The sequence below is a fragment of the Pseudoxanthomonas japonensis genome (genome assembly GCF_010093445.1).
GTDB classification, from domain to species: domain Bacteria; phylum Pseudomonadota; class Gammaproteobacteria; order Xanthomonadales; family Xanthomonadaceae; genus Pseudoxanthomonas_A; species Pseudoxanthomonas_A japonensis.
Genome location: NZ_PDWW01000037.1, coordinates 24030 through 31677, shown reverse-complemented (window position 1 = coordinate 31677; position 7648 = coordinate 24030). Strand labels below are relative to the sequence as shown.

The 7648-nt window shown below is 67.7% G+C and carries 6 protein-coding genes; all 6 read right to left on the bottom strand.

Features of this window, described 5'->3' with window-relative positions; all coding sequences use genetic code 11:
• Nucleotides 1–313 precede the first annotated feature (313 nt).
• The 6 genes from CSC78_RS17980 to CSC78_RS17960 all read right to left on the bottom strand — a co-directional run bounded on the left by CSC78_RS17980 (nucleotide 314) and on the right by CSC78_RS17960 (nucleotide 7598).
• Nucleotides 314–1345 (bottom strand): glycoside hydrolase family 43 protein, encoded by a 1032-nt coding sequence (locus tag CSC78_RS17980; protein WP_202924221.1) that lies wholly within the window; start codon nucleotides 1343–1345, stop codon nucleotides 314–316.
• Nucleotides 1342–1470 carry a hypothetical protein gene (locus CSC78_RS19230; RefSeq protein ID WP_274379372.1) on the bottom strand — a complete coding sequence of 43 codons (129 nt, stop codon included), beginning with the start codon at nucleotides 1468–1470 and terminating at the stop codon, nucleotides 1342–1344. The genes CSC78_RS17980 and CSC78_RS19230 overlap by 4 nt, the downstream gene beginning before the upstream one ends.
• A gap of 77 nt (nucleotides 1471–1547) precedes the next feature.
• A complete protein-coding gene (locus CSC78_RS17975) occupies nucleotides 1548–2396 on the bottom strand; it encodes an aldose 1-epimerase (RefSeq protein WP_162339238.1) in 849 nt (282 codons plus the stop codon).
• Nucleotides 2386–3423 carry a glycoside hydrolase family 43 protein gene (locus tag CSC78_RS17970; RefSeq protein ID WP_162339237.1) on the bottom strand — a complete coding sequence of 346 codons (1038 nt, stop codon included), beginning with the start codon at nucleotides 3421–3423 and terminating at the stop codon, nucleotides 2386–2388. Before CSC78_RS17970 ends, CSC78_RS17975 begins: the two co-directional genes overlap by 11 nt.
• Nucleotides 3424–3440: 17 nt before the next feature.
• Entirely contained in the window at nucleotides 3441–4925 is a 1485-nt protein-coding gene (locus tag CSC78_RS17965; protein WP_162339236.1) for an MFS transporter, read from the bottom strand.
• Between the two features lie 60 nt (nucleotides 4926–4985).
• On the bottom strand, nucleotides 4986–7598 hold the full coding sequence (locus CSC78_RS17960) for a glycoside hydrolase family 3 protein (protein WP_202924220.1): 2613 nt from the start codon (nucleotides 7596–7598) through the stop codon (nucleotides 4986–4988).
• Between the last annotated feature and the right edge of the window lie 50 nt (nucleotides 7599–7648).

Sequence of the window (7648 nt, the reverse complement as noted above, 5' to 3'; positions counted from 1 at the left end):
ACCGGACGCGCCGTCGCCTGGTACGTGCATGTGTACGGTGCGTGGATCCTGCTGGGACTGGTGTGCCTCCACCTGCTCGCGGCGATGTTCCACGAATGGACGAGAGGGGACGATTTCATCGCCCGGCGCATGGGGTTCAAGCGGCTTCAGCAGGAAGAACGCGAGGCGTGAGTTCTCTGGCGAACTCCCGATGTCCAGCGGCTACGGATGAATCCGGATACTGCCGGAACCGCATCCGTATGTCGTTGCTTCCCGCTCACCCGAGAGACGAATCCGGACAGCGACCCGCTCCCGTACTCGCTTGCCGCACCCTTCAGCGAGCGGAAGGCTGCCGCTCAGGCACTACGGATATTCCCTCGTCGGTCTGGAGCACGGGCTTCATGCTTCCATCCTCGTCGTACTGCAGGTAGTGGGCCGTGACCGCACGCCTGCCGATGGCACCGTTCTGGTCGCCGATGGTGAGGGCGGCGTTGTGCAGGAACAGATAGTCCCTGCCCTTGAACGTGGCGATGCCGGGATGGATGGTGAAGCTGTACTTCCCCGAACCCGTGAGTTCGCCGCGATACGTCCACGGCCCCTGGATGGAAGGGGCGGTGGCGTAGGACACCTTCTCGTCGCGGTGGGTCGCACGGTCGAGCGAGGCATAGGTGAGGTAATAGAGATCGCCACGCTTGTGCAGCCACGGGCCTTCCTCGAAGTGTGGTGGCGTGATCTCGGTGATGGGGCCGTCGATCTCGATCATGTTCGGCTTCAGCCGGGCGATGTAGCACTGCCGGTTGCCCCAGGCGATCCAGGTGGTGCCATCGTCGTCGGTGAACACGGTCGGATCGATGTCCTCCCAGCTGTGCGTGCCCTTCGGTGTCATCGCATGGGTGATGAGGGCCGCGCCCTTCGCATCGACGAACGGGCCTGTCGGACGGTCCGACACCGCGACCGCGATGGCCTTGCCCGGATGCGTGTCGTCATGCTCGACCGCGGCGTAGAACCAGAATCGGCCATCCTTCTCGATGGTCTGCGACGCCCAGGCATCGGCCTTGGCCCAGGCGAAGTCGGCCACCTGCATGATCGGACCGTGGTCGACCCAGGTCGCCATGTCCGTCGTCGAATAGACCAGCCACTCGCGCATGTTGAACATCTCGTCGCGCTGCGCCTCGTCGTGTCCGACGTACAGGTACAGACGATCACCCACCACCAGCGGCGCCGGATCGGCAGTGAACTTGTCGCGGATCAGCGGGTTCGACCGTGGCGTCGGCGAAGTGGGCTCCTGTGCCAACGACTCCGCTGCCCACGGCAGCATCAGCGCTGCGAAAAGGAACAGCGCGCCTGCGGTGCGATGCGCCTTCATGGTGTTTCCCCCTTCGTGGGCTGGTCCGGTGTGGCGATGGCGACCATGACGTCGTCCTGCGCACGGACCGGCGCGGCGCCCAGCCACGCGATTGCCACGAGCGCCATGCCGTGGAAGGCGGTCATGCGAGGTTGACTCGAGCGCATCTTGATTCTCCAGGGGCGGGAACGAACCGCGTGACGCTCACCAGGCACCGCTCCCGTCATTCGCCGCCCGTACGCCAGGCGAGTTCGAAGGAAAGTCGATGCTGTTGGCCGGGCTGCAGCACGCGCGGCGCAAGCGAGAAGGCATCCGGCGGACCGGTCTGCGGCTCGACGCAGGTCGTATGCGCCGCGGCGTCGTACACGACCCAGTGGTCGGTATCGGCGCGCAGGTCGAGACGCTGTCCGTCACGCGCCAGCGCAATCTCCCCCTCCGCCACGAAGCAGTCGTCCCATGGACCGGCGACGGGCACCACACAGGGCAGCGTCGCGATGCCCTCGCTGTCGCGCGGATACATCGCACTGGGAGCGAAGATCAGGCGGTCGGGCTTACGGAACCACGGATGCCAGCCCAGCACCGCCGGCATCGCCTGGTCGTCTGCCTGCACGGCGAGGTCCAGATGCAGGCGGTCGCCTGCCACACGTACCGATTGCGTCGTGGTGCCACCGAACGGCCAATAGCCATCGCGCGGAAGCGCCAGCGACAGCGTGGCGTGGTCCGTCTCCAATGTGTCGATCCGCCACGGCCGCGAGAAGCCGATGCCATGGATCGCGTGCCCGCCGAAGTTCACCGGCAACGCATGGGTGCGACCGTCGAGATCGAAACGTCCTGCGCGTATGCGTCCGACCCACGGCACCATCGGATAGCAGCCCCAGGCGATGGTCGCGGGCCAGCCGTCATCGGGACCGATCAGCCAGTCCATGCCGTCATGGCGGATCTGCGCGATGCGGCCGCCAGCTTCCGGCGCGAGCGCGACCTCCAGCCGCCCTGCGCGCAACCAGTGCAACGGACCTGCCGGCATCGGTGCCAGCGCGTCGTCCCAGGCGGCGTGACGCGGATCAGCCGCCATAGGGATCGATCGTGCGGATGCGGCCATCCGCCTCGTGGTGCAGCGCGGTGCACTTCGCCGTGCGCAGGTGCGTCACGCCGCCGGAGTGCAACGCATCGTGATAGAAGAGATACCACTGTCCGTCGAAGGCACAGATGGAATGGTGCGTGGTCCAGCCGACCACCGGCGTCAGGATCACGCCGGCATAGGTGAACGGGCCGTACGGACTGTCGCCCACCGCATAGCACAGCAGGTGGGTGTTGCCGGTGGAATACGACAGGTAATAGCGACCTTCGTGCTTGTGCAGCCACGGGCCTTCGAAGAAGCGGCGGGCATGGTCGTCGGCACGCAGCGGCACGCCCTGCTCGTCCACGATCACGATCTCCCGCGTGGGCTCCGCCAGCGCCTTCATGCCCGCATCCAGTCGCCCGACACGCGGGCCGAGCGCGGGCGCGTCGCCGGTCGGCTCCTCATGCGCGGTGTCGTACGCGTTGTCGCGGTAGCGCTGCAACTGGCCACCCCAGATACCGCCGAAGTACAGGTAGTGCGCGCCGTCGTCATCCTCGAACACCGCAGGATCGATCGAGTACGTGCCGTCGATCGGCGCCGGCTCCGCGACGAACGGGCCTTCCGGCCGGTCGGCGACCGCCACACCGATGCGGAACAGGCCACCGCCGTCCTTGGCGGGGAAATAGAGGTAGTAGCGGCCATCGCGATGCGCGGCATCCGGTGCCCACATCTGCTTCTCGGCCCAGGGCACGTCGCGCACATGCAGCGCGACGCCGCAGTCGGTGACCTCGCCCTCCGGCGACTCCATGCGCAACACGTGGTAGTCCTCCATGCCGAAGTGCCCGCCTTCGTCATCGAAGGCGCCACCGCCGTCGATGTCGTGCGAGGGATAGATGTAGAGCCGCCCTTCGAACACGTGCGCCGACGGGTCGGCGGTGTAGATGTGGGTGACCAGCGGCCGGGAGATCGCGCGTTCCGCGAGGCGGTCGAGTTCGACGGCGCGCGGCGTGGCGTCGTCGTGGACAGGTGTGTCGTTCATGGGCAAGGACATGGAGGTCACGCGGCTGCGCCCGCGGTGCGACGGCGCTGGTCGAGCTCGTGTTCGATGCGCGTCTCCATCGGCTTGTCGATCCGATAGAGGAAGAGCAGCGCCACCGCAACCAGGAAGGGAATGGAGCAGTAGACGCTGACGGTCAGGCGGATGCCGTCGACGACCGCGGCCGACTGCTCGGCGGCACCGGCCTGGTAGCCGTAGTGCGCCAGGATGCCGGCGACCAGCGCACCGCCGACGCTCAGCCCGATCTTCAGGCCGCACAGCATGGCGGAGAAGATGATGGCGGTGGCGCGACGGTGGTTCTTCCACTCCGAGTAGTCGGCCACGTCGGCAATCATCGCCCACAGCAGCGGGATGGTGATGCCGTAGCAGAAGCCGTGCAGCATGAAGGCGCCGAACGCCAGCGCCACCGCGGTGGGCGGGAACACGTAGAACGCGAGCAGGAACAGCGTCGACACGAACAGCGCGCCACCGAACACGTCGCGCTTGCCGAAGCGGTCCGCCAGTTTCCGCGACACGCCGATGCCCAGGATCATGCAGAGGATGCCGCTGCCGTTGAACAGGCTGAAGGTGGAGGTGGCGGGATCTTCCGGCCAGGTGAAGCCCGCCAGGCCGGCGCCGGTGAGCGTCGCGTTCAGGGCGGCGATGAAGCCGTTGAATCCCGAGTCGGCGAGGAAGCCCGCCAGCGCCGCTTCGTCCATGTAGTACTGGAAGTAGTAGATGTACGTGCCGCCTTTCAGCGCCAGGTTGATGAACACCAGCACCGTCAAGGCCAGCATCACCTGCCAGGGCCGGTTGCGCGCCAGGTCCGCGAGGTCCTGCATCACGCCGCCGGACTGCGCCTTCGTCGGCACGATGCGCTCGCGCGTGGTGGCGAAGGTGATCAGGAAGAACACCGTGCCCACCACGGCGAACACGGTCATCACGCGCTCGAAGCCGACCACGCGGTCGCCGTCGCCGAGGATCAGCACCAGCGGCATCAGCAGCACCTGGATGATGAACTGCGCGATCATCACCGCCACGAACCGGTACGCGGACAGACTGTTGCGCTGGGCCATGCTGCCGGTCAGCACGCCGCTGAGCGCGGAGTACGGCAGGTTGTTCGCCGCATAGACCAGCACCAGCAGGCTGTAGGTCATCAACGCATAGGCGACTTTCCCGCGTTCGCTGAAGTCCGGCGTGCTGAAGGCCAGCAGCGACAGCACGCCGAACGGCACCGCCGTCCACAGGATCCAAGGCCGGAACCTGCCCCAGCGTGTCGACGTGCGGTCGGCGGCGATGCCGATCAACGGCGTGAACACGAACGCGCCTAGCAGGCCGACCACGAAGATGATCGTCGCGGCGGTCGCCGCCGGCAGGCGGTAGACATCGGTGTAGAAGAACGCGAGATAGGTGATCAGCGTCTGGAAGATCAGGTTAGCCGCCAGGTCGCCCAGGCTGTAGCCCAGCTTTTCCCGGATCGATAGCGTGTGGTCAGTGCTGGCCATGCGTCGGCTGTCCTGGACGTCGTGGAAAGAAAGAATGCGGGATGATGCGGTGCGCTTCGCTCATTTCGCGATGACCTCGAAAGGTGCATGCGCCCGGACATCGGCACTGGAACCGCCCACGCGCACCTCGTAGCGACCCGGCGGCACGGTGTAGGCGCCGCGCGCCTCGTCGTAGCGGCGCAGGGCCTGCTGCGGCTCCAGTTCGAACACGACCGTGCGCCGCTCGCCGGCCGCCAGGTGGATGCGCTGGAAGCCGCGCAGCTCCTGCTGCGGATCGCCGGGGCCGGCCTTCAGCGGGCGGACGTACAGCTGCACCACCTCATCGCCCGCCCGCTTGCCCGTGTTCGCTACGTCTACCTGCACGCGCAGGCGGCCGTCCGCGGCGACCTTGCGTGCGTCGGTGCGCGGGTTGCGGTAGTCGAAGCGGGTGTAGGACAGGCCGTGTCCGAACGCATACAGCGGCGCGCCCCGGAAGTAGCGGTAGGTGCGGCCTTCCATCGTGTAGTCGTCGAACGCCGGCATCACTTGGTCCGCCGTGTAGAACGTCACCGGCAGGCGGCCGGCAGGATTCGCATCGCCGAAAAGGGTTTCCCCCACCGCCGTGCCGCCCCGCTGCCCCGGATACCAGGCCATCAGTATGGCCGGCAGGTTCGCCTGCGCCCAGTCCACCGCCAGCGCGGAACCACCGGTCAGCACCAGCACCACCGGCTTGCCGGTGGCATGCAACGCTTCCAGCAGGGCGCGCTGCGTGGCGGGCAGGCGCAGGTCGGTCCGGTCGCCACCGGCGAAGCCCGGATAGTTGACCGTCATCTCCTCGCCTTCGACGTCGCCGGTCAGGCCACCCACGAACACCACCACGTCGGCGTTGCGGGCGATGTCGAGGGCCTCCTCGAACGGCGGCTTGGCGCCCGGCATGCGCCAGGCCAGCCGCACGCCGGCATCGCGCTCGGCGTCGTAGTACTCCAGTCGCAGGTCGTAGGCGCGGCCGGCCTCCAGGTCCAGGTCCACGCCATCGCTGCGCAGGCGATCAGCGTTGGTCCAGTGGTCGAGCACACGCTTGCCGTCCACGTACAGGCGGAAACCATCGTCCGCGGCGGCCTCGATCCGGTAGCGACCCGACACGGGCGGCAACAGCTGGCCGCCCCAGCGGATGCTGAAGGGGTCGTTCGGCACGCCCTGCCCCGGACCCGCCTCGCCGCGCGCCTGCAGGTTGTCGGTCGGCGAACCGCGGTCCCAACGGAAGCCGATCTGCGCATCGGTGCGCACCAGGGCGGGTGGCCCGGACAGGTCCTGCGTGCGGAAGTATTCGCCGCGCAGACCGCGCTCGGGAGAATCGGGCGACGGCCGCAGGTAGGCGGCCTCGATGAGGGGGGTGGCGGCTGGATCATCGCGCCCTTCCACCAGGTCCACGCCGCGGGCGTAGCTCACCTCGACGCCCTTCGCGGCATCACGGATGCCCTGCAGGATGGTCACCGGCGCGGCCGGCGTACCGAAGTAGTTGCCGAGCAGCGCCATGGTGTCGTCGGCGGTCGGGCCGACCACCGCGATGCGCTTCAGGTCGCGCGACAGCGGCAGGAGGCCGTCGTTCTTCAGCAGCACCAGCGATTCGCGCGCCGCCTTCAACGCCAGTGCGTCGTGCGCCGGCACCTGGTTGACCGAGTACGGAATGCGCGCCCAGCGCACACGCTCGGGCGGATCGAACATGCCCAGCCGCATGCGCGCGGCGAACAGGCGGGTGACCGCGTCGTCGATCTCGGCCTCGCTGATCAGCCCCTGGCGTACGGCGGCGGGCAGCGTGGCGTATTCCTCGCCGCATTCCAGCTCGGTGCCGTTCTTCACCGCCAGCGCCGCGGCCTCCTCGCGGGTGGCGACGATCTTGTGGTGCTTCCAGATGTCGACAATGGCCCAGCAGTCGGAGACCACGTACCCCTTGAAGCCCCAGTCACGGCGCAGCATGTCGCGCAGCAGGAACCTGCTGGCACTGGCGGATTCGCCATACACGCGGTTGTAGGCGCCCATCACCGCGTCCACGTCGCCTTCCTTCACCAGCGCTTCGAACGCGGGCAGGTAGGTGTCGTACAGGTCGCGCTTGCTGGGCTTCGCGTCGAAGTGGTGGCGATCGGCCTCCGGACCGCTGTGGACGGCGAGATGCTTGGCGGTCGCGTCCAGCTTGCGGTAGACCGGATCGTCGCCCTGCAGCCCGCGCACGAAGGCCACACCCATGCGCGCGGTGAGGTATGGATCCTCGCCGTAGGTTTCCTGGCCCCTGCCCCAGCGCGGATCGCGGAAGATATTGATGTTCGGCGACCAGAACGTCAGCCCCTGATAACGGCCGTGCTGCCCGTCGCGGACGAACTGGTGGTGCTTGGCGCGTGCTTCGTCGCTGATCGTGGTGGCCACCTCACCCATCAGCGGCACGTCGAAGGTGGCCGCCAGGCCGATGGCCTGCGGAAACACTGTCGCCTGCCCGGCACGTGCCACGCCATGCAGCGCTTCGTTCCACCAGTCGTAGGCCGGCACGCCCAATCGCTCGATGGCCGGCGCCGCGTTCTGCATCTGCGCCGCCTTTTCCTCCAGCGTCATCTGCGCGACCAACGCCGCGGCGCGCGCCTCGAAACTGTTCGAGGTGTCGAGCCACGGCTTCGCGTCAGCGGCCTGCGCGGACGGTGCCATCCATGTGGCCACACACAGTGCCAATGCGCACAGAACCGGCGCGACGCGCC